This is a genomic window from Pseudomonas sp. B21128, assembly GCF_044218865.1.
Lineage (GTDB): Bacteria > Pseudomonadota > Gammaproteobacteria > Pseudomonadales > Pseudomonadaceae > Aquipseudomonas > Aquipseudomonas iridis.
The window spans coordinates 5387134-5408410 of the sequence record NZ_CP162590.1 but is presented as its reverse complement, the minus strand read 5'-3'; the positions used below and the strand labels follow the sequence as shown (position 1 = coordinate 5408410).

The following is a 21277-nucleotide window of genomic DNA, read 5'->3' as shown; positions in this document are numbered from 1 at the left end:
GCCGCAGGGTCGTCCCCGCGTTACGCAACATATTGACGAGCATTAACCCGGGGATCAAGTTCGACGGTCAGTCAGTCGCCTGTTGTGCCAACGTTTCGCGATCTTCCTTTTCGCTCATCCGCCGGAAATACGTCGACAGCAGCGCCCCGGAAATATTGTGCCAAACGCTGAACAAGGCGCTCGGTACCGCCGCCAGTGGCGAAAAGTGTGCACTGGCCAGCGCGGCGCCCAACCCCGAGTTCTGCATGCCCACCTCCAGTGCCAGCGATTTGCGCTGCGCCAGCGGCAGGTTGAACAAACGCCCGGTGAAGTAGCCCAGCAAGTAGCCGAAGCTGTTGTGCAGCATCACCACCGCCATGATCAACACGCCGGATTCGGCGATTTTGGCCTGACTGGCCGCCACTACAGCGGTGACGATGATCACGATGCTCACCACCGACACCAGCGGCAACACCTCCACCGCATGACGAACCTTGTCGCCCAGCACACGTTGCGCAACCACGCCCAGAACGATCGGCAACAGCACCACTTGCAGGATCGACCAGAACAGCTCCATGAACGACACCGGCAACCACGCCGAGGCCAGCAGCCAGATCAGCGCCGGGGTCAGCAGCGGAGCGAGGAGGGTGGTGACGGCGGCGATGGCCACCGACAACGCCAGATCACCGCGGGCCAGCCAGGTCATCACGTTGGATGAAGTCCCGCTCGGGCAGCAACCGACCAGAATCACGCCGACGGCGATCTCCGGTGGCAGATGAAAAATCTGGCAAAGCAACCACGCCATGCCCGGCATGATCACGAAATGTGCGACCACGCCCAGTGCCACACGCCAGGGCTGGCGGGCGACGGCGGCGAAGTCATCGAGTTTGAGGGTCAGGCCCATGCCGAACATCACCAGCCCGAGCAACGGCACGATCGCGCTCTTCAGGCCGAGGAACCACGAAGGTTGCAGGAAGGCCACAACGGCGAAAATCAGAACCCAGTAAGCGAAAGTGTTGCCGACAAAGCGGCTGAGTGCTGCCAGTGCGCGCATGGCTTGTTCCCTGTTATTAAATGAACACACAAAACCAACTGTGGGAGCTGGCTTGCCAGCGATGGCGGTGTGTCAGGCAACCTTGAGCTAACTGATGTACCGCTATCGCTGGCAAGCCAGCTCCCACAGTGATCCCGGTTCCCTCATGGGAAACCGGTTTTATTTAGATCCCCTGCGGAGTCTCTTCGCCACCCAACGCTTCAACCAGCGCCGGCAGGAAGTCGCCGAACGTCAGCATCATCAGTGTGAAGCTGGCATCCAGTTGGCCGAGGGCTTCTTCGCCGCCGTCCTGTTCCGCCTGATCCTGCAACAGATCTTCGAACTTCAGGCGTTTGACGGTCATCTTGTCGTCGAGCATGAACGACAACTTGTCCTGCCAGGCCAGCGACAGTTGAGTCACGACTTTGCCGGTGCTCAGGTGCAGCTGGATTTCTTCGCTGGTCAGGTCCTGACGCTTGCAACGCACGATACCGCCGTCTTCGTGGGTGTCGCGCAGTTCGCACTCGTCCAGCACATAGAAGTCGTCGGCGGCTTTCTGCGTGGTGACCCATTCGGTCATGGTCGCGGTTGGCGACATTTTCACGGTCAACGGGCGAACGGGCAGGGTGCCGATCACTTCACGCAGGGTCGACAGCAGGTCTTCGGCGCGTTTCGGGCTGGCCGAGTTGACCAGGATCAGACCCTGTTTCGGCGCGATGGCAGCGAAGGTCGACGAACGACGGATAAAGGCGCGCGGCAGGAAGGCCTGGATGATTTCATCCTTGATCTGATCGCGTTCCTTCTTATAGACCTTGCGCATCTGCTCGGCTTCGATCTCTTCGACCTTTTCCTTGACCGCATCGCGTACGACGCTGCCCGGCAGAATGCGTTCTTCTTTACGCGCAGAGATCAGCAGGAAATCACCGCTGACGTGCACCAGTGGAGCATCTTCGCCTTTGCCGAACGGCGCGACGAAACCGTAGGTGGTCAACTCCTGGCTTGCACATGGACGCGCCAGTTTGGTGGCCAGTGCAGTTTCCAGCGCCTCGGCATCGACAGGCAGGTCTTGGGTCAGGCGATAGATAAGCAGGTTTTTGAACCACATGGGGTGAGTCTCTCCTTTATACAAAGGGGGGCATTATTGTCTTCGCCGGGGCATAGGCCAACCCTTCTCTAAGCCTTTGGAAGGCCTCGGAAAATTATTTAAAAAAGTGCTTGCCAGAGGTGGGGTCGCTCCGTAGAATGCGCGCCACACCGAAGCGAAGGGTGATTAGCTCAGCTGGGAGAGCGTCTGCCTTACAAGCAGAATGTCGGCGGTTCGATCCCGTCATCACCCACCATTCGTTTCATGTGTTACGCGCAGCGGTAGTTCAGTCGGTTAGAATACCGGCCTGTCACGCCGGGGGTCGCGGGTTCGAGTCCCGTCCGCTGCGCCATATTCGGTAATCTGGAACGCTGAACGCCAGGTCACCACGGAAAAACCCGCCAAGGCGGGTTTTTTTCTGCTCCAAGGTTGTACCCGCGGGATGTGTCGTTTTACCTGTTTTCGGATTTATTTGAAAAAATATTCAATTAAATCAACACGTTACGAAAACTTGTGGCATAATACGTCCCGTAACGAAGCGAAGGGTGATTAGCTCAGCTGGGAGAGCGTCTGCCTTACAAGCAGAATGTCGGCGGTTCGATCCCGTCATCACCCACCATTCGTTTCAAGCGTTTCGCGCAGCGGTAGTTCAGTCGGTTAGAATACCGGCCTGTCACGCCGGGGGTCGCGGGTTCGAGTCCCGTCCGCTGCGCCATATTCGGTAATCTGGAGCACTGAACGCCAGATCGCCACAGAAAGCCCGCCTAGTGCGGGCTTTTTGCTGTCTGGCGTTTGGCTTTTTGTGTGCCAGACACAAGTCCCGGGGTGATGGGACTTAAGTTCCCGATGGCTTGCACCGCAGGCTCAGAGTTTCAAATCCTGGGGTCGCTTAGCGGCCCATCGGGGATTAAATCTAATCGCCAGAGCCAGTCTGCCTGTCTCGCTATTGTGTGGCGTTTTGGCTATGTCGATAGTCACTCACGGCCTCATACACGGCTTTACGCAAGCGGTTGATTCCGCCGATCGGCCGATGCGCCTCAATCCCAAACCACGGGTTGAACGACAGGTTGTCACACGCGAGATTCAGCGCCGGGGTGTCGAAGTCCTGCGGGGGCAGGGTGATGTGGGCCACGGTTTCGAAGGGCGCATCGCGCTCGCGCCACTCGATGCTGGTGTCCTCGATGGGCATGTATCGGTTGGCGTCCTGACGCTGAATCTGCAAGACAAAACACGCGGGGACGCGATCCGTCGACAACTGCTGGGTCAAGGCACTGCGCAGGAAATTCGGCAGATCCTGATTTTGCCGGGGCAGGGTGTACGCCGGGCAATTGTCGGGGGCCGGTGCCACCCTGAACTTGGCGTTGGCTTCACTGAATTTATACGGTGAAACCGAGAAATACGTAGTCTCTGTCGGGCTCTTGGGGGCCGGCGACAAGGTTGCCAAGGCAATAAACAAATGTCGGATCTGCCAGGTACGTGAGTCCCATCCGGGGAAAAATGCCATGACCTTTTTGCCGTCAGCCTGCGCGGCCACATTCTGACGGTACTCGGCGACATCGCTGACAAAGAAGTTCGGGTGACTGAACATCACGAAGTCTTGTTCATGTTGCTGCTGGCGGTTTTCGAGTAATTGTTTGCCGGGAACGTCGAACAGTTTGATCGCCATACCCCGGGCATCACGCAGGCTGTCGAACTGCGGGTAGGCATTGCCGTTGGACAGGCGAATCATCGCCTGCCAGGTTTTACCCGGCTCGCTGAACACGCCCTGTCGCAACGACTGAGCCAGTTCCGGCAATACGTTCACTTCAGCTTTTACGCAACCATGCGCCTTGGCGTGAGCATCGCGAAGATAGCGCGTGCCTTCACGGTGTTGATCGACGATGCGCACGGCCGTTTGGATCACGTCCTGCGTCATGCCTGCCTCATCGACCGGGATCTGCTCCAGTGCCGACACCGGGCCACGATGCTGCCAGGCAAACCATGCCGTGCTGATCGCCCAGCCGAGCAGGCCGATGGCGAGCAGGATCAACAGGGTTTTGCCTAGCAGACGGCCCAGCCAAAGCCAGAATCGAGCCAGCGGTGGCAGTTCTTTCTTGAAGGTCGAGATCATGGCAATTGTGCCTCCAATGGGCCGCCGAGCACTTTCAGGTATTCCAGCAATGCCCAGCGCTCTTCGGGTTGCAGCAGGCGGCCGATGACGCCATTGCCACGTTCGCCGGCGCGGAATTCATGACCGCTGTTGCGATTGCCGCTGATCCGCGTATCGAACAGGAAGCCGTTGGTAAAGGCTTCGGTGCGATAGCCCAGATGCCGAGGGTCGTATTCGAAGGTGCCTTTATAGAAGGTGGTGGCGCGCTCATCCTGTGGCGACAGCAACTGATAAAGGCTCGGCACCGAGCCGTTGTGCAGAAACGGTGCGGTGGCCCAGGCGCCAGCCAGCGGGCGCGCGGTGTAGGCGACCTTTTCGCGCACGCCGATGGGCAGGCCGAAGCCGTCGAGGCGGGGTTTTTCTTCAGGGCTGACGTTTGCCTCGCGATAAGCACGGTTTTCGACGAATGCGGTGACGTACGCCAGGCCTTTGGCCACGGACAACTGGCTAAGGTCCAGCGGATCCTTGGGCGACGGATGCAGTTTCACGTCCATTTTTTCCAGCTCCTGCAGATTCCATTGCAGGGCTGTCAGGTCGAAACGGTGGCTGGCAACGTTGTTGGCCGCGTTCGGATCGGTGCCGATCACCGCGACGGGCAACATGTGCAAATGCTGCACCCAGCGGTCGCCTTCCTGAGTCTTGCGCGGAACGTGGCAACTGGCGCAGTTTTCGGCAAACAGCGTGCGGCCCTTGGCGGCCAGTCCCTTGTCGACCGCACCGAACAGCTCCTCGGGCCAGGCGGGCGGTTGCAGGCGTTGCAGGGTTTCTTCGATTTTATTCAGGTCGCGCACGCGCACGCTGGAGGGGTAGCGGTCATCGCCTTGCAGCGGCTGGCCGTTGGCATCGAAGAAGTTCAGCGTCGCGCCGACGCCCAGAGCCTCGCCAATATTGCGCGCCATCGGCTGTTGCGCCGAACCGTTCCACTGCACCCAGTCGAACGTCCACATGTCCCACAGTTGCGGGTAATCCACCGGCGCGTTGGCCACGCGATAGTTGGCGGGGGAAATGGCGTCACCGAATGTCGCGTTGGCAATTCGCCCGAACGCATCGGTACGGCCCGGGCCTTCCTCGGTTGGGTAAAGGCCACGGTGAGTGTCGTTCCAGGCGATTTTCAGAAAGGTATCCAGCGAGGCTTTGAAATCCTTGCGCAGCTGTTCGTGGCGAGCGTCGTAGTCATCGCCCAGAACGCTTCGCGCGAAGCGTTCGAATTTCCACGGGTTGTAGTAAGTCGAGGTCAGACTGGCGACCAATGCCTGTCCGAAACTGCCACCGCGTAACGTAGGAACGCTGGAAGGCAGGACATGCTGTGCCGTGCCGCCGTCGATGCGCACAGCCTGACCGTTGAAACGCAGTTCACCGGTGTGGCAAGCCGCGCAAGTTATGTCCAGATATTGCTCGGAGCTGCCAGGATTCTGGTGTCGTGCGAAACCGACCGGAAGGTTGCCAGGGTTGTGTGGCGTGGCTTTCTGCTGCGGATCAATCAAAAAGCCAAAGCGTGCGAGGTATTCAGGGGAGGCGAAACGCTGCTGCGAGAATGGCAGCTCCAATGCCTGGAACCATGCATAGCGCAGCCCTTTGACCTGTGTGCCCTGCGGCGTGAAGTAATAGGTCTGCCGCTCCTGTTCAGTCCACTGATTCAGGTAATGCACCTGCTGGGCCGGGGTGTAGAAGGGCAATTTCGGGTTGGCGACGTAATACAAAACCACCGCAAGGACGAGTCCCAGCAGGAGCGCGATCAGGCTCAGGACGCGGAGTAAGAGGCGCAAGTTAAACATCCTTGTCGAATTGTTGCGCTGTTATGCCTGAGCCTGACCTGGTGCGGCAAGTGGCCATTACGCCAGATGTTGGAGCAAGGAGAGTCGGTTGTTGTCGGCGGCAGATGACAGAAGCTTCATCGTGTCTGCGCCCCAATGCGTTTTAATCCCTGAACTTATCGGAAGTTTCCTGCTCTCATGCCGGTAGCCATTGGTCGTGGCGGCCTGATAAGCTCGCGGCTTTACTCGATTGCCCTTTCGGCGCATGAACAAGGAAATAGCATGAAACAGCATCGGTTGGCGGCGGCGGTAGCCCTGGTTAGCCTGGTACTTGCGGGTTGTGATTCGCAGACCAGCGTAGAGCTGAAAACCCCGGCGCAAAAAGCTTCCTACGGTATCGGCCTGAACATGGGCAAGAGCCTGGCTCAGGAAGGCATGGATGATCTGGACTCCAAAGCGGTAGCCCAGGGCATCGAAGATGCCGTCGGCAAGAAAGAACAGAAGCTGAAAGATGAAGAGCTGGTCGAAGCGTTCGCCGCGCTGCAAAAGCGTGCCGAAGAGCGCATGGCCAAGATGAGCGAAGAGTCGGCATCCGCCGGCAAGAAATTCCTCGAAGAAAACGGCAAGAAGGCGGGTGTGACGACTACCGCTTCCGGCCTGCAATACGAAGTGGTCAAGAAAGCCGACGGCGCACAGCCTAAGCCTACTGACGTAGTGACCGTTCACTACACTGGCAAGCTGACCAATGGCACCGTATTCGACAGCTCCGTCGAGCGCGGCAGCCCGATCGATCTGCCGGTGAGCGGTGTGATTCCGGGTTGGGTAGAAGGTCTGCAACTGATGCACGTTGGCGAGAAGTACAAACTGTACATCCCTAGCGATCTGGCTTACGGTGCGCAATCGCCAAGCCCGGCAATCCCGGCCAACTCGGTTCTGGTCTTCGACCTGGAACTGCTGGCCATCAAGGATCCCGCCAAAGAAGACGCCGCTGCCAAGTAATCGGTAACGGCTTCGACGACAACGCCTCGCTTATGCGGGGCGTTGTTGCATCTGGACCTTGACGAGGTTAAACAAAGCGAACCGATGCCGGTCAGAAGAGTCATAGGCTTTGAGGCTGGCCGCGCTAGACGCCCTGAGCCGCCAAGTCAATGAAATATTGGGGTTTTTTATGTGAGTAAAAAACGCCCGATCTGAGCGCAGCCCTTATAAAACGGGGCTCTCAGCGCGCAAATGCAGGTCTGTTCACAAGGTTATCCACAATTTGTGTGGATAACATTTCAACGGGAGGAATAGATGAAAGCTCCGTGGAATTTCGCTCGATTCCTGCCTTTGGCTGGCCGTCTGCTGGCTCGTGGTCGCCTGCCGACCTTGCTGTTCGCGGTGGCCAGCAAAGGTGCGGCGCAAGGCAATCGGCTCGGCAAGCTCAAGGATGACCTGCGTTTGCTTCAGGCATTGTGTCTGGCCTACTGGCGCGGAGAGTATCGGGCGATCAGTGGCAAGGCCCTGGTCTCAGTGGTCGCGGGCCTAATGTACTTTCTCAGCCCGGTCGACGCGATTCCGGATTTCATCCCGGTCTTCGGCATGCTCGATGACATCGCCGTCCTCGCCTGGCTGATGAAAGTTCTCGACGATGAACTGGGTGCCTTCCGGCTCTGGCGTAATCGCCAGAATCCGGAAAAACTCGCCGTCGCAGAACGCTTGCCCGATACCCCCGAGCAACTGCAGCTTCAGGGTCCGAAAAAGTCCTGATTCATTCAGCCTGCAGACAGATAGATACCCCTCGCGACCTTGGCCGCTGTTAGGATTACACTTCTAGGGAAAAGTGCCGACTCGCTAAGTGTTGTTGTCCTACGGGGTAGTCATGGATATTCAGATAATTGCACGCGATGGCGAACCCGAATACGCGGTTCTGCCTTGGGCTCAGTATCAGGCTCTACTAAAAGCAGCAGGTATCAAAGAAGCACCGTCGCAGCAGGCTCCAGAGCCGCTCGCGACAACGCCGGACCCGATTCTCCCAGGTCTGGATCAACTACGCAGTTTGCGCGAAGGGAAGGGCATCGCCATCGAGGCGTTGGCCCGCACGGTAGGCATTAGCCCGTCATATCTGGCCATGATTGAAAGTGGTGAGCGTCTGCCTGACGCCGCGATTCGTCGTAGCCTCGCTTGGGAGCTGACGGTGCCAGGGTGGAGGGATCAATCGTGAGCGTACGCATCAGTCGTCAACATTGGGACGGATTACTCGGTGAACTGGACCAGGCGCGCCGACAGCGTCATCTGCTGACCTATCGGGCGCTGCTTGAACGGCTGCAATTGCCGACGCCGGCGATGCAAACCTTGACCGCCGCACTTGAGCACCTGGCCGCGCTGGATGCCAAGGCCGAACAGCCGTTGCGCAGTTCGTTGGTGATCAGCCAAGGCGCGAGTCGTTTGCCGCGCACCGGTTTTTTTGAATGTGTCGAACGTCTGGGGCGGTTTTCCGGGCCGTCCGATGGTGTTGCCGCAGCGTCCTGGCATGCATCGGAAGTGGTCAGGGTTTTCGAATATGAATACCCGGAATCAGCGGAGGCCTGAGTGTTTTTACGACTCAAGGCACGGGCCAGCTATTGGCTGGCTCGCAGGCTGTTTCACTGGTCATGGTTTGTGCGCCAGCCTCGCGGGTGGCGCTGGCTTGAAGGTCAATTTGCGCGCATGGCCAACCTCGGCGATGTCGGCGCGCAAAGCTTCTATGGCCACATCCTGACCTTTCGCGGTGTGGGGCTGGGAGCGCGTGAAGAAGGCGTGCGCCTGTTGCGCTTGGCGGCACTGGCCGGTGATGGCAAAGCAGCCTATCAGGTTGGCGTGATCAGCCTGGCTGGCACCGCGAGCAAAGCGCCAGACCCTGTCGAAGCTGCGCGCTGGTGGAGTATGGCGGCCAAGGCCGGGCACCCGTTGGCCGAGCTTAAATTGAAAGAGCTGGGTGCTGGAGATTCAACGCAGTAAATCCATTTGTGTCGTCCGATAAACGGGGCGTGAGGGAAACCTCACGCCCCGTTTGCGTTTTGTCTGTCCATTTAGCTCTTTTGCTGTTTTTGCAGACAAATCCTACAGTCATCGCCTACTCGCCTGACTTCTTTTCTAACTGATCCCCCGCACAGTTCCCGCGCCTATTTTTTGCGCGAGGGAACGCTCATGTTTGACCCGGTAACTCAGTCCGCCCAGCACCCCGACGTGCGTTGATGGAAGCCATCACTCGCATCGAGCAAGCACTCGACAGCTTCCCCGAAACCCTCAGTCTCTACCGCGAACAGCTTGAACACTGGGCCAGCCGCACGGCCGACACCGTCAGCCACGCCGCTGATCTGCCTTCACTGGTGGGCATGGAGCGGATCATCCGCTTCGGCGATCGCACGACGGCCGTCAGCAGCAGCGACGATGCATTTTTCTCCAATGTCGTCCAGTGCCCGAAGGGCGGATTGATGTTGATCGAGAGCAAGTTCGAATCGGTCTACGACATTCCGCTGGGCAATATCGTGGTCGATGTGGTGGCGGTGGATGGAGGCGAAACAACACCCATCACCCTCGATGCCGAAGGCAAGGGCGAATTCAGGGGAACAGAAGGTAAGTTCTATCGCGTGCAGGTGCACGGTGAGGTCACCGCGGAACAGGTCAGGGCGTTGTTCAAGTCCTATGACGGTTTAACCGGTGAGCTGGACGACTGGTTGCGCGGCGAATGGCAAGGGTTCAAACCGCAGTGGTCGCATTCGGTGGCGACGGCGGCGGGCAACGGCATGCTCGCCGGCAGTTGGGCGGCGATCGAGGGGGTGTGGGACAGCATCGGGATGCTGTCCGACATTCTCAAGGATCCGGGCCAGTTTGCCGAGCGGTTGGGCAGTGGCGCGACTGACCTGATTGATCTGGCCGCCACGGCTCCTGAGGTCATGGAGAAGCTTCAGTTACTGGTCAGTGACGAAGCGGTGCTGTGTTTGCTGTTGCGTACCGCCAGCCTGTGGCTGGAGATGCTGCCGCCGAGCCAGATCGCCGGTAAAACCGCGCAAGCGGTATCGATGATGATGGTGCAAGTGCTGATCGACGTGCTGATTGCCGTCATTCTAACTTTCGCCAGTGGTGGCGGAGGGATCGCTTATCTGACGCTACGTCTGGCAGGTCACGCGGTTCAACTGCTGTCGGCGCTGGTGCGGTTGGTGAAGGCGATGTTCAGCATCGTCAGCGGTTTCATCAAGTACGTTGATCAATACAAGACTGTTGCCGCGCGCGGGATCGCCGCCGGTATCAAAAAAGGCCGGATGCAATTGCGCTGGAATGCCAAGCGCAACGCCGTGCTGAAAAAAGACGAACACCACGACGATTCCCCGGATCAGGCAAAAAACCCCAACGGCAACAGCGCCGATTGTGTGCCACTCACCTGCAAAAACGGCTGCCCGGTGTCGATGGTCACCGGCGAGGAACTGCTGACCCTGACCGATGGCGTGCTCGACGGGTTGCTGCCATTCGAATTCACCCGGCTGTATCGCACCAGTGCCGCCGAAATCGATGTCGGGCTGGGGTTTGGCTGGAGCCATTCGCTGGCGCATCGGCTGGAGTTCGATGGCGATTGTGTTGTCTGGGTTGACCATGAAAACCGGCGTACGCGGTTCCCGTTGCCGAGTGTTGAGCGCCCGGCGATTCATAACAGCCTGTCGCGGGCGGCGATTTTTCTCGGGGATGAACCGGAAGAACTGATCCTCGCGCTGGCGGGGGATACGGCGCGGTTTTATCACTTTCGAGCCGGGCGTCTGACGGCGGTCAGTGATGCCTATGGCAATCGTCTGCGCGTTGTTCGGGATCGGCAGGATCGGGTTCAGCGTCTGGACAACGGCGCGGGTCGGGCGTTGTTGTTGCGTTATGACCGGACGCATCTGATCGCGGTTGATTACCAGCGTTTTGACTCGGCGCTGAACCTTGCCGAGCCTTGGCACACCGAACACACCCTCGTCAGTTATCGCTACGACGCCTATCAGCGTCTGGTCGAGGCGACCAATGCTGTTGGCGACAGCGAGTGTTACGACTACGACGATCAGCACGTCATCCTCCAGCGGCAGCTCACGGGGGGCGCGAGTTTCTTCTGGGAGTGGGAACTCGCTGGCAAAGCTGCCCGTTGCGTGCGGCACTGGGCGTCGTTCTCGCAGATGGACACGCGCTACGTCTGGCATGACGACGGCAGTGTCGTCGTGCATTACGTCGATGGCACCGAAGAAACCTACGTCCACGACGACCGCGCACGACTGGTGCGAAAGGTCGAGGCCGACGGCGGCGAACACCTCAAGGCCTACGACGGTTCGGGCCGCTTGGTCGCCGAGCAGGATCCCTTAGGCGCGGTCACCGAATACCGCTACGACGATGTCGGACGGCTGATCGCGCTGCTCCCGCCGGACGATGTGCCAACGTCCTACGAGTACCGCAACGGTTTCCTGCACAGCCGTTCCCGGGGCGACGCGGTATGGACCTACCGGCGCAATGCCCAGGGCGATGTCACTGAGGCGGTCGATCCTGATGGTCAGGTCAGCCATTACCACTACGACGCTCGCGGGCAGTTGCTGTCGATCCGTTACCCGGACACCAGTCGACATGTGTTTGTCTGGAACACCCTCGGTCAGTTGGTTGAAGAAACCCTGCCCGATGGCGGTGTGCGGCGCTTTTCCTACGATGCACTGGGGCGCAGGACTACCACTGCTGATGAACACGGTGCGGTCACGCGTCAGCATTGGGACGCCATTGGCCGACTGATCCAGACAACTTCTCCTACGGGCGCCACCCGCGCCTACAGTTATGGCGCCTACAACCAGGTCACCGCCGAGCGCGACGAACTCGGGCGCATCACCCGTTTCGAGTATGACGACGACCTGCACCTGGTCTCGCGCCGGATCAACCCCGACGGCACGCGGGTGCAGTACCGCTACGACCATGCGCAACTGCTGCTCACCGAAATCGAAAACGAGTCTGGCGAAAAGTACCGACTGGACTACACGCCGACCGGACTGATCCGACAGGAAACCGGCTTTGACGGGCGGCGTACGGCCTACGGCTACGACCTCAAGGGTCATCTGCTGGAAAAGACCGAGTTCGGCGATGACGGCTCGGTGTTGGTCACGGGCTACGAGCGCGATGCGGCCGGGCGCCTGCTGGTCAAGACCTTGCCTGACGGGGGCAAGGTCATCTACCAGTACGACCGCCTCGGTCGGCTGACTGGCGTCGACGACGGCCAGAAACATCCGCTGGCTTTCGAATACGACCTGCAGGACCGGCTGATCACCGAGCATCAGGGCTGGGGCACGCTGCGTTACGCCTACGATGCCTGCGGCCAGCTCAAACGCATGCGCCTGCCGGACAACAGCAAGCTCGACTATCAGTACGCCAAGGGCGGCGCACTGACCGCCATCCACCTCAACGGCGCGCCGCTGACGCAACACGTCTACCAGTCGGGCCGCGAACAACAACGTCAGCAAGGCCTGCTGCTCAGCGAATATGCCTACGACGATCAGGGCCGATTGCTCGCCCACGCCGTAGGCCATCAGCACGATTCGCTGTACCGCCGCGATTATGCCTACAGCGCCAACGGCAATCTGGAGCACATCGCCGACACCCGTCATGGCCAACGCACCTACGGCTACGACGCTCTTGACCGCCTGATCCGCGTACGCCACTCACGCGACGAACTGCCGGAATCCTTCGCCCATGACCCGGCCGGCAACCTGCTCATGCAGGACCATTGCGGCCCGAGCCACATCAAGGGCAACCGCCTGCTGATGCAGGGCGACCGCCACTACGACTACGACGCCTTCGGCAACCTGATCCGCGAACGCCGCGGCACCGCACAGAAACTCGTCACCGAATATCGCTACGACTGCCAGCACCGCCTCATCGGCCTGACCCGCCCCGACGGCAAAATCGCGACCTACCAGTACGATGCTTTCGGCCGGCGGATCAGCAAAACCGTCGACGGCGAAAAAACCGAGTTCTTCTGGCAAGGCGACCAGCTCGTCGCCGAAAGCAGCAAAACCCAGCACCGCAGCTACGTCTACGAGCCCGGCACCTTCCGCCCGCTGGCACTGCTCGACGGCAAAGGCCCAAAAAAGGCCTGCCCGTTCTACTACCAACTCGACCACCTCGGCACCCCACAAGAACTCACCGACTACAGCGGTGAAATCGTCTGGTCGGCGCAATACGACGCCTACGGCAAAGTCGCCGCAATCACCCTGGCTGGCGAGGAATACCTGGACCAACCACTGCGGTTTCAGGGGCAGTATTTCGACGCGGAAAGCGGGCTGCACTACAACCGGCATCGGTATTACGACCCGCGACTTGGGCGGTATCTGACGCCGGACCCGATCAAGTTGGCGGGCGGGTTGAATCAGTACCAGTACGTGCCGAATCCGACAGGGTGGGTGGATCCGTTGGGGTTGAATGGGTGTCCGGGTGGCGATGGCTGCAAGAAACCAGCCCTCGAGTCAATCGATCCGACCAAAAAAATAAAGGGTGGAGAGGAAGACTTTTCCCGCTCAGTACCGCAACAAACTTACTTGTACCGTGGATCTGGAACAGATCCAACAGAAGTCTTCGAGAACGGCTTTAAAAGCAAAGGAAATAGCACGGATCTATTTCTTCACTCAATCGATAGTGACTTTCCTCCAAGTAATTTTATTAGCACCTCTCTTTCAAGAGAGATGGGGAAGGCATTTGCTACCAGCTATTTCACACGTCCCGGATTTCTCTACACACTGAAAATGATCCCAGGCCATAACTTGAAAAAAGAGTTAGGTGCATCATATAGATTTAGTAAGGAACAGGAAATTGCCATCCCTGGTCAGATCAAAAGGGAAGATATTCTTGGTGCTACACTGATTATTGATGATGGCAGAGAATTTGGTTACTCAATTCCTAATCCATACAGGAAAATAAACAAGTGATAAAAATATTTACAGTTGATGTTGTGATGAATGGAAATAAGAAGAGAATTAATCTTGCATGTGATCCTGTAGCTATATCTATAACAATCGACCTTGGAGGTGGGCCAAAAAAGACGTATTTCGGAAGTGATTTTTATAAGTGTTTTGCGGCATTAAGAAAAGATAATGATGATTTGGTTTTTTATTGTAAGGGGGCGAAGACTAATGTTCATCCATCAAGCATGGCCTCGCAGATGTCTCTCGGTCTGAAAGCATACGAGTTGGTGATCGGCAAAGAACCGTCAATAGATGACCTCGTATTCATCTTCGATTATGAGGAGAAAGACTTGTCAGGCGATCCCGATGAGCAACGGCAGTTTTATTTGAGTTGGATGGCTTCTTGAGTATTGCGAAAGGAATTCGAGCTTTTGGTGTATTAGTGATTATGCATTAGGTTTAGGTCATTGTTGGAATAGTGCATGTAAAAGTCGATTTACTGTGAGCTGAATGTTACTTTGGTACGGACTAGGAAGGTTATGAGTAAAGTTGATAGTGATGCAGGGAGAAATTTCGGTCTTGGTGGTCATCAATCAGCCGGTAAAGAAGGTGACATTGAAAGAGATACATTCAGAGGCGTTCCTAGCTCTAGGTTTATTAGTAGTCGGGCGCAAATGAACGCTTATAATGAAGCGCTGACAAGGGAGGTCAGAAACATGCCGCGCTTTACGGGTGAGGACAGTATGGGGAATTTGGTCGTGCGGATGCCCGCGGAAGGTGTGGGTGAAGGATATGAGCCTAATCCATATGAACCGACAGAGCCTAGATTCATGCCTAAAATGAATGCGTTCGAAATGAAGTTTGATTTCGAAACGTTACAACCCTATGCCCTGTATCCGGTGGAGAATGTTTGATGTTGATGCATCCCTATCTTGATGTTCCATATAATCCGCAGTTGAAGCACTTTCTTGGAGGATTCGATATATACGATCGCGAGGAGACGCTGGGCTCGGAGTTGGCGGAGTACGATCCTGAGTGTCCTTCGGATAGAGAGGTTCTGATATCGAAGTTTGTTGTGAAAAGATTTTCTGGTTTGACTTACCGGCACAAATTTTTCTTGTTTTCCGTTTTGGGTGAGGCTTTGGATGGCGAAATATGTGATCTAGCTAAAGCCTTCAAACATGATCCGTTTTCTCATTCATTGCTCCCGTTTGGGTGGAACGAGATGAAAGATCCGAAGAGTTTTTTTGAGCACATATACTCTGTCCTGTCCGAAGTCTGGACTGATGATTTATATCTAGCCAGTCAGGAAGACCGCTCAGCGTGGTAGCCGACATTAGAAGCGGAACCTAGAGTGCCTGTACTGACGCCTTCGCGGGCAAGCCCGCTCCCACTGGGAAGTGTGTCGTTTGAGGAATCAGCGTGGACCCGTTAGCTGTGGTTGGTAGAGCACTGAGGTTGTAAGGCTATCCAGCAAATGCACGCTATACCCCGGCACATTCTTCGCATGATGCTTCGCCTGCGAAGCCATCTCCGCGAGTTGGCTTGCGTCGAGTTGTGCGCAAGCTTCGGGATGCAGGTGCACCACGCCAATGGACAATGACAGCAACGGAAACTCCTGCCGCACACCCTGTCGATTCGGCGCGATAAAGCATCCGGCCTCAAGGTGTTCAGGGCGGTAGAAACGTCGGCATTGGCTCTGGAAGTCATCCAGTAACTGGTTGAGCCGTTTGCACCAGTCTTCGGGGCCGAGGACGAGGAGGAAGTCGTCGCCGCCGATGTGGCCGACGAAGTCGCGGGAGGGGTCGACGCGTTCGTTGAGGCATTGCGCCAGGCACAGCAGGACTTCGTCGCCGCGGCCGTAGCCGTAGATGTCGTTGAAGGGTTTGAAGCTGTCGATGTCGACGTAGCAGATGACCGACTCGCGGCCTTGCTGCAGCAGGCGGGTCAGGCATTGCTGGATCGGTACGTTGCCAGGCAGCAAGGTCAGTGGGTTGGCGTAGCGGGCCTGCTGGATTTTCAGTTCGGTGATCAGTTTGAGTACGTCGATCACCCGGCCAAGGCCGAGGTAGCCGCCGTTGAGGGTGATGATGAAATCTTCTTCGATGCGTTGACGGGCGCGGCTGGTGATCAGGCGGCTGACCTGTTGCAGCGACTGGCTCATTTCCACGGCGAGGAAGTCGTCGTTCATCAGGCGGCTGATGGGTTTGCGGGCGAACAGGTCGGTGGCGAAGGGTTTGAGCAATGCATCCGACAGGGAGTGGCGGTGGACGATGCCGCACGGCTGGCCTTGTTCGTCGAGCACTGCCAGCGAGTTGAGATTGGCCTGGCGGCGGAAGGCTTCCAGCACGGTGGCGGTCGGCGTATCGCGCCCCACGGCCGGTTGCTCGTTGAGCAAGGCGCTGAGGTCGCTGCCTTCGTCGTTCAGCGCCACTGCGCTGCTGTCGTGTTTGGGCATCAAAGCGCGGGCATCGCGGGGTGGATGCTCTTGCGGACGGCCGAGCAGATAACCCTGCACCAGATCGACACCCATTTCCGTCAGCACCGCCAGTTCTTCCGGCAATTCGATACCTTCGGCAATCACTTGAGCCCGTGACGCCTTGGCGATTTGCAGGATCGACCCGACGAACTCGCGCTTCAAGGCGTCCTGATGAATACCGTCGATAAAGTGCCGGTCGATTTTCACGTAATCCGGACGCAGTTCCGACCACAGGCGCAAGCTCGAATACCCGGCGCCGAGATCATCCAGCGCAATGGAAAAACCCATGGCCCGGTAGTGATGCAACGCAGTCTGCAACAACTGGAAGTCGTCGATCGGCGTCTGTTCGGTGAGTTCGATGACCACCTGGCTAGGTGGAATGCCGAAGTCCTGCAGCAGTTGCAACGTGCGCCCCGGCTGGTGCGCGGCTTCGAGCAAGGATTCCGGGGAGACGTTAAGAAACAGCTTGCCCGGCAGTTGCAGCTCGTTGAAACGGCGGCAAGCACTTTGTCGGCAAGCGATCTCCAGTTCGCTCAGGCGCCCGGCCTGACGCGCCACGGCGAACAGCGCGATCGGTGAATGCAAAGGACTGTTGGACGGGCCACGGGTGAGGGCTTCGTAGCCGAGAATGCGGCGCTCGGAGAGAGAGATGATCGGCTGAAACAGGCTGTGTAATCCGCTTTGAGTCAGGATCGAGCTCAAGGCACTCAGCTGTTCGGTCGTGGTCATGGCAATCTCTGGCGATAAAAAAAGGACTGGGAGCCCTCTCGATGAAGAGAGTGGCTCCCAGTCCTTCATTGCACGACAGAATGATGACTGTTTGATGACGATCCGGGGATCGTCAGCATTAAATTGCCATCACCTTACTTCTTGGCGACCTGGTTGCTCAGCTTCAGGTAATCCAGCAGAACGCGCCCGGTTTCGCTCAGATAAGCATCGTCTTCTGGTTTGAGCTTGTCCGGCTCGGCTGCCGCGAGGGCGTCCTCGTCTTCTTTCTTCAGCTCTTTGAGCGGCTCTTCGCCCTTTGCCTTGCGACGGATGTTCTCCATCACCAGTTGCTTGGCGTCGATGTCGGCATGCTGGGCACGGCGGTCGGCTTCGTTGAGGCTGACGGTTTTTTCCAGCATCAGTTTCTGCGCCAGGGCCAGCTTGTCACGGATGAACACGAACTCGGCATCCTTGGCGGTGCGCGTGTCATGTTCGGACTTGAGCTGCGCCAGGAACGGTTTGAACGGATCGGCTGCCGGTTTGATCGCCGCGCGGATGGTGTCCCACGGCATGGCTTCCGGCAGGGCGCTCTCGCCGATTTCCTTGGTGTCGATCAGCGACGGGTAGTCGATGTCCGGCAGGACGCCCTGATGCTGGGTGCTCTGCCCGGAAACCCGGTAGAACTTGGCCAGGGTCAGTTTCAGTTCGCCATGGTTCAGCGGCTGAATGGTCTGCACGGTGCCTTTACCGAAGGTCTGGCCGCCGATGATCAGTGCACGGTGGTAGTCCTGCATGGCGCCGGCGAAGATCTCCGAAGCCGAGGCGGACAGGCGGTTGACCAGCAGTGCCATCGGACCTTTGTAGAACGCACCCGGGTTTTCATCTTCCAGCACGTCGACGCGGCCATCAGCATTACGCACCAGGACGGTCGGGCCCTTGTCGATGAACAGGCTGGTCAGCTCGGTAGCTTCCTGCAGGGAACCGCCGCCGTTGTTGCGCAGGTCGATAACCACGCCGTCGACTTTTTCTTTCTGCAGTTCGGTCAACAGTTTCTTGACGTCACGGGTGGTGCTCTTGTAATCCGGATCACCGGCACGGAACGCCTTGAAGTCGAGGTAGAAGGCTGGAATCTCGATCACGCCGAGTTTGTAATCCTTGCCGTCCTGTTTCAGGTTGAGCACGGATTTTTTCACGGCCTGGTCTTCGAGCTTCACCGCTTCACGGGTGATCGGCACGATCTTGGTGGTCTGGTCGTTCGGTGCATTGCTGGCCGGAATCACTTCCAGGCGCACCACGGTGCCTTTCGGACCGCGGATCAGCTTGACCACTTCGTCCAGACGCCAGCCGACCACGTCGACCATCTCTTTGTTGCCTTGGGCAACGCCGATGATCTTGTCGGCCGGAGCCACCATCTTGGTCTTGTCGGCCGGGCCTGCTGGCACCAGACGCACGACTTTCACCTGATCGTTGTCGCTCTGCAACACGGCGCCGATGCCTTCGAGGGACAGGCTCATGTTGATGTCGAAGTTTTCCGCGTTGTCCGGCGACAGATAGTTGGTGTGCGGATCGTAGGACATGGCGAAGGTGTTGATGTACGCCTGGAAGATGTCTTCCGGACGGGTCTGGTCCAGACGCGACAATTGATTCTTGTAGCGCTTGGTCAGGGTTTCCTGGATCTGCTTGGGCTCTTTGCCAGCGATCTTCATCCGCAGGACTTCGTCCTTGACGCGTTTGCGCCACAGGTCGTCGAGTTCGGCGGTGGATTTGAGCCAAGGGGCGTCCTTGCGATCAATCAGCAAGGTTTCCTTGGTGTTGAAATCCAGCTTGTCGACGCCTTTGTTCAGCTCGGCAAGGGCGAAGTCCAGACGCGATTTGACGCGATCCAGATAGCGCTTGTAGATGGTGAACCCGGCGTTGAGGTCGCCGCTTTTGAGGAAGTCGTCGAACTGGGTCTTCCACTTGTCGAATTCGGCGATGTCGCTGGCCATGAAGTAGCTGCGCGACGGATCCAGCAGCTTGAGGTAGCTGTCATAGATGATCACCGAGCGCGCATCGTCGAGCGGCGGCTTGCTGTAGTGGTGACGCTTGAGCAACTCGACGACGTTCAGGCTGGCGATCACTTCGTCGCGATCAGGCTGTAACTTGTCCCAGCTGTTGGCTGCGAATGTATTGCCCGACACCGGCAACAGGCCGATACCGATGAAAAGTGCTAGGGCGGTGCTGGGGAGCAAATGCTTCATGCTGATTCGACGCGGGGACAATTGATAACGCATATTAGGCCGTCTTTGAAGTCGCCGGTTCTACAAGAGCCGGTCGCATAATGCAAAAAGCCCGGCGCTACAGCTTCGGGCTCAGTCCAGACTCACTATGGAGGCACTGTGAAGGCATTGCAAGGCGTGGAAGGTCAAGTGGCATGGGTTGAAGAGCCGAGTCCTACATGTGATGTAGGACAAGTTCGCATTCGCGTGGCGGCAGCGGGCCTCAATCGAGCCGATTTATTACAAAAGGCAGGGCTTTATCCACCTCCGCCGGGTGCCAGCCAGGTACTCGGTCTTGAGTGCTCGGGGGTGATCAGCGAGGTCGGTGCAGGTTCGTCCTGGCAGGTAGGCGACAGGGTCTGCGCCTTGCTGGCCGGGGGCGGGATGGCCGAAGAGGTGGTGGTCGACGGGCGGCATGTGCTGCCGGTTCCGGAGGGTGTTTCGCTGATCGAAGCGGCGGCATTGCCCGAGGTTTACGCAACAGTCTGGCTGAATGTGTTTCAACTTGCGGCGCTCAAACCGGGTGAGAAAGTTCTCTTGCACGCCGGTGCAAGTGGGATCGGTTCAGCCGCCATTCAGCTGTGCAAGGCGTTCGGCAATCCGTGCTGGGTCAGCGTCGGTTCAGCCGAGCGTCTGGCCTACTGTGAAAGTCTGGGTGCGCAGGGCGGGGTGGTGCGCACGGATGATCTGGAAAGCCTGCGCGACCTCGGCCCGTTCGATGTCATCCTCGATCCGGTCGGCGGGAATTATTCGGCGCTGAATCTCAAGCTGGTAGCGCTGGATGGGCGCTGGGTGTTGATCGGTCTGATGGGTGGCCGCGAGGCTAAACTTGACCTGGCACAGGTATTGGCCAAGCGCGTGCAATTGCTGGGCTCGACGTTGCGCAGTCGTAACGATCAATTCAAGGCGGATTTGCTGAGTGACCTAGGCCAGCATGTGTGGCCGCTGTTTGCCGAAGGGCGGTTGAAGCCGCAATTGGCTAAGGCTTTCCCGGTGAAAGATGCCGAGGCGGCGTTTGCCGAGCTGGCGAGCAATACCGTTTCCGGGAAACTGGTTTTGGTGATTGATGAAAGCTTGAGCTGAAGCCCCTCACCGTAACCCTCTCCCAAGGGAGAGGGTGCTGACCGGGTTGTACTGTCGAGCTACACCGACCTGACACATCGAGTCGAACTCAGGTTTGGATACCAGCCTGCCTGCAAGTCCACATTAAATCTTTGTCATTTCCAGATGTGGATCGGCCAGCCGGACTTTTCGGCGTGCTCAAGCAACACCGGATCCGGGTTGACCACGTGCGGGAAATCCACCTTCAGTAACAACGGCAGGTCATTGCGTGAGTCGGAATAGAAACTCGCGCCCTCCAGATTTTCTTCTTCAGCATCCAGCCATTCCAGCAAGCGGGTGATCTTGCCTTCGCGGTAGGTCAGGGTCCCGACGGTGTGGCCGCTGTACACACCGTGCGCGACTTCCAGTTCGATGCCGAGAATTTCGTCGATGCCCAATCGATCGGCAATCGGCTTGACCAAGTGCGTGCCCGAGGCCGAGATCACCAGAATCCGGTCACCGGCCTTGCGGTGGGCGGCGATGGTTTTGGTCGCGTCGCTGAAGATGATTGGCTCGATGAAGTCTTCCACCCATGGGCCGACCAGGTGCTCGACCTCTTCCGGCGTGCGGCCGATCAACGGCTCGAGGCTGAACTCCATGTAGTCTTCCATGCGCAATTTGCCATGGCTGTAGGCATCCATCAGCTCGTTGTTCTTGCGCATGAACGACTCGGGGTCGACCCACCCCAAGCGTCCCATCTGCTCGCTCCAGAGGGTGGCGCAGTCGCCGTGAATCAGGGTTTCGTCCAGATCAAAAATTGCCAAAGCCATCGGTTCTCTCCGAGAACAGCTGCGAGCTACAAGCTTCGAGCTG

Annotated in this window: 17 protein-coding genes and 4 tRNA genes; 14 read left to right on the top strand and 7 right to left on the bottom strand. The window is 58.0% G+C overall.

From position 1 onward, the window contains the following. Nucleotides 1–67 precede the first annotated feature (67 nt). Both AB4P91_RS24365 and rdgC read right to left on the bottom strand, forming a co-directional pair. Nucleotides 68–1033: a bile acid:sodium symporter family protein gene (locus tag AB4P91_RS24365; protein WP_150596988.1), complete on the bottom strand. Its 966-nt coding sequence runs from the start codon at nt 1031–1033 to the stop codon at nt 68–70. Between the two features lie 163 nt (nt 1034–1196). Further along, nucleotides 1197–2117, bottom strand: a complete 921-nt coding sequence (rdgC, locus tag AB4P91_RS24360) for a recombination-associated protein RdgC (RefSeq protein ID WP_042558339.1) — start codon at nt 2115–2117, stop codon at nt 1197–1199. 159 nt (nt 2118–2276) lie between these two features. Between rdgC and AB4P91_RS24355 the strand changes: the two genes are divergently transcribed. The 4 genes from AB4P91_RS24355 to AB4P91_RS24340 all read left to right on the top strand — a co-directional run bounded on the left by AB4P91_RS24355 (nt 2277) and on the right by AB4P91_RS24340 (nt 2811). Further along, nucleotides 2277–2352: transfer RNA gene (locus AB4P91_RS24355), tRNA-Val, on the top strand. A gap of 19 nt (nt 2353–2371) precedes the next feature. After that, nucleotides 2372–2448 (top strand) — tRNA-Asp (locus tag AB4P91_RS24350). A 191-nt stretch (nt 2449–2639) separates the two neighbouring features. Further along, nucleotides 2640–2715, top strand: a tRNA-Val gene (locus tag AB4P91_RS24345). A gap of 19 nt (nt 2716–2734) precedes the next feature. Continuing rightward, nucleotides 2735–2811 (top strand) — tRNA-Asp (locus AB4P91_RS24340). A 228-nt stretch (nt 2812–3039) separates the two neighbouring features. Here AB4P91_RS24340 and AB4P91_RS24335 read toward each other — a convergent pair. Further along, entirely contained in the window at nt 3040–4206 is a 1167-nt protein-coding gene (locus AB4P91_RS24335; RefSeq protein ID WP_395603875.1) for a catalase family protein, read from the bottom strand. After that, nucleotides 4203–6011 carry a di-heme-cytochrome C peroxidase gene (locus AB4P91_RS24330; RefSeq protein ID WP_395603874.1) on the bottom strand — a complete coding sequence of 603 codons (1809 nt, stop codon included), beginning with the start codon at nt 6009–6011 and terminating at the stop codon, nt 4203–4205. Before AB4P91_RS24330 ends, AB4P91_RS24335 begins: the two co-directional genes overlap by 4 nt. Before the next feature lie 270 nt (nt 6012–6281). Between AB4P91_RS24330 and AB4P91_RS24325 the strand changes: the two genes are divergently transcribed. From AB4P91_RS24325 to AB4P91_RS24285, 9 genes are all read left to right on the top strand, one after another. After that, a complete protein-coding gene (locus AB4P91_RS24325) occupies nt 6282–6998 on the top strand; it encodes an FKBP-type peptidyl-prolyl cis-trans isomerase (RefSeq protein ID WP_042558398.1) in 717 nt (238 codons plus the stop codon). Nucleotides 6999–7292: 294 nt separating this feature from the next. Beyond that, nucleotides 7293–7748 (top strand): YkvA family protein, encoded by a 456-nt coding sequence (locus tag AB4P91_RS24320; protein WP_395603873.1) that lies wholly within the window; start codon nt 7293–7295, stop codon nt 7746–7748. A gap of 112 nt (nt 7749–7860) precedes the next feature. Further along, a complete protein-coding gene (locus tag AB4P91_RS24315) occupies nt 7861–8202 on the top strand; it encodes a helix-turn-helix transcriptional regulator (RefSeq protein ID WP_150594169.1) in 342 nt (113 codons plus the stop codon). Continuing rightward, nucleotides 8199–8570 carry a hypothetical protein gene (locus tag AB4P91_RS24310; protein ID WP_003223109.1) on the top strand — a complete coding sequence of 124 codons (372 nt, stop codon included), beginning with the start codon at nt 8199–8201 and terminating at the stop codon, nt 8568–8570. Before AB4P91_RS24315 ends, AB4P91_RS24310 begins: the two co-directional genes overlap by 4 nt. Then, nucleotides 8571–8978: an SEL1-like repeat protein gene (locus tag AB4P91_RS24305; RefSeq protein WP_150594168.1), complete on the top strand. Its 408-nt coding sequence runs from the start codon at nt 8571–8573 to the stop codon at nt 8976–8978. 236 nt (nt 8979–9214) lie between these two features. Continuing rightward, on the top strand, nt 9215–13942 hold the full coding sequence (locus tag AB4P91_RS24300; RefSeq protein ID WP_395603872.1) for an RHS repeat-associated core domain-containing protein: 4728 nt from the start codon (nt 9215–9217) through the stop codon (nt 13940–13942). Next, nucleotides 13939–14325, top strand: a complete 387-nt coding sequence (locus AB4P91_RS24295; RefSeq protein WP_224787182.1) for a hypothetical protein — start codon at nt 13939–13941, stop codon at nt 14323–14325. Before AB4P91_RS24300 ends, AB4P91_RS24295 begins: the two co-directional genes overlap by 4 nt. 132 nt (nt 14326–14457) lie before the next feature. Beyond that, the gene (locus tag AB4P91_RS24290) at nt 14458–14832 is read left to right on the top strand and encodes a hypothetical protein (protein ID WP_395603871.1); all 375 of its coding nucleotides are present in this window, start codon (nt 14458–14460) and stop codon (nt 14830–14832) included. After that, entirely contained in the window at nt 14832–15248 is a 417-nt protein-coding gene (locus AB4P91_RS24285) for a hypothetical protein (RefSeq protein WP_150688893.1), read from the top strand. The genes AB4P91_RS24290 and AB4P91_RS24285 overlap by 1 nt, the downstream gene beginning before the upstream one ends. An 87-nt stretch (nt 15249–15335) precedes the next feature. Here the strand turns inward: AB4P91_RS24285 and AB4P91_RS24280 are convergent, their stop codons facing one another. Continuing rightward, nucleotides 15336–17126: a bifunctional diguanylate cyclase/phosphodiesterase gene (locus AB4P91_RS24280; protein WP_395603870.1), complete on the bottom strand. Its 1791-nt coding sequence runs from the start codon at nt 17124–17126 to the stop codon at nt 15336–15338. Between the two features lie 134 nt (nt 17127–17260). Further along, complete coding sequence (locus AB4P91_RS24275; RefSeq protein ID WP_395603869.1) at nt 17261–19345, bottom strand: carboxy terminal-processing peptidase; 2085 nt, start codon at nt 19343–19345, stop codon at nt 17261–17263. 138 nt (nt 19346–19483) lie between these two features. Between AB4P91_RS24275 and AB4P91_RS24270 the strand changes: the two genes are divergently transcribed. Next, the gene (locus AB4P91_RS24270) at nt 19484–20446 is read left to right on the top strand and encodes a zinc-binding dehydrogenase (RefSeq protein ID WP_150595595.1); all 963 of its coding nucleotides are present in this window, start codon (nt 19484–19486) and stop codon (nt 20444–20446) included. Between the two features lie 134 nt (nt 20447–20580). Here the strand turns inward: AB4P91_RS24270 and AB4P91_RS24265 are convergent, their stop codons facing one another. Beyond that, entirely contained in the window at nt 20581–21234 is a 654-nt protein-coding gene (locus tag AB4P91_RS24265) for an HAD family phosphatase (protein WP_047300339.1), read from the bottom strand. Nucleotides 21235–21277 lie beyond the last annotated feature (43 nt).